The organism is Pseudoxanthobacter sp., assembly GCF_036822375.1.
Taxonomy (GTDB): Bacteria; Pseudomonadota; Alphaproteobacteria; order Rhizobiales; family Segnochrobactraceae; genus Pseudoxanthobacter.
Genome location: NZ_DAISHT010000186.1, coordinates 5,372 through 6,481, shown reverse-complemented (window position 1 = coordinate 6,481; position 1,110 = coordinate 5,372). Strand labels below are relative to the sequence as shown.

Below are 1,110 nucleotides of genomic sequence, written 5' to 3'. Positions count from 1 at the left end.
CCCGCGCAGGGCTTCGGGCCCTCCGCTCGCCGGGGGCGGCGCGGGCTGGCCGGGCGACGGGGGTGGAGCGATACGGACCGGAGCGATGCGGAGCGGGATCGGGGGGCTGCTCGGGGCGCGCGGGATATCCGGCCGGCGGCCGGTCCCTGCAGCGGCGTGCGGGCTGGCCGGGCGGTTCAGGCGTCGGGCTGTGCGCCGATGGCGTGCAGGTGCGGTCCGTGCTGCTTCAGCCAGGCCCGGCCCTGCCGCGCCTGCGGATCGAGCCGCGCCACGATGCGCCAGAATGCCGGTGAGTGGTTCATCTCCCGCAGGTGCGCCACCTCATGGGCGACGAGATAGTTGAGCACGAAGGGCGGCGCCATCACCACCCGCCAGGAGAACGACAGCACACGGTCGCAGGAGCACGAGCCCCACCGGCTGGTGGTATCGCGGATGCGCACCGCGGCCGCGGTGACGCCGAGGGCCGCGGTGTGGCGGTGCACGGCCTCTTTCAGGGCCGCTTCCGCCTCGCGCCGCAGGAAGAGCGAAACCCGGCGCGCCAGCACCGACGGCTCGCCGCTGACGACGATGAGCGACGCTCCGTCCTGGCCGGCCGCGGTGCGCACCCCGCCACGCAGCCGTCCGTCGTGCACGATGCGGTGCGGCGTGCCGCGAAACGGAATTTCGGCGCCATCGGCGAAAGGCGTTGCTGCGGGGCGGCGGGCAAGGCGCGTTTCCAGCCACTCGCGGTGGCTCTCGAGAAAGCCGCGCACCACGGCCTCGCTCACCCTTGGCGGCACGGTGATGACCGGGCCGGCGGTGCCGATCGGCAGGCGCAGCGTCATGCGCCGCGCGCGGGCGTTGACGCGCAGCCGCACCTCCACCACCCGACCGGCCAGCGCCACCGGCAGCACAGCGGGCAGGACGGGAACGGGCGGCCGCCCGGTGCGGCGGCGGGGTTCGGAATGCGGACGGAGTATCGGCGCCATCGTGGGGTTCGGGCTGTTTCAGCCGGCGTGCCGGAAAAGCCATCATCGCCGAGGCCGGCCAGCCGGGCAACAGCGCGGCGCATAAAAAACGCCCGCCCGGGCAAGAACGCCGGCAAGAACGCCGGCAAGAGTTCAGGCAAGA

Annotated in this window: 1 protein-coding gene; it reads right to left on the bottom strand. The window is 74.1% G+C overall.

Annotated elements, in window-relative coordinates:
* Positions 1-176 precede the first annotated feature (176 nt).
* Positions 177-968 (bottom strand): SprT family zinc-dependent metalloprotease, encoded by a 792-nt coding sequence (locus V7067_RS14170; protein ID WP_334176551.1) that lies wholly within the window; start codon positions 966-968, stop codon positions 177-179.
* Positions 969-1,110: the final 142 nt, after the last annotated feature.

What these genes read in the sequence shown, in the direction of transcription:
- V7067_RS14170 (WP_334176551.1), bottom strand. Translation starts at nt 968, where the DNA reads ATGGCGCCGATACTCCGTCCGCATTCCGAACCCCGCCGCCGCACCGGG.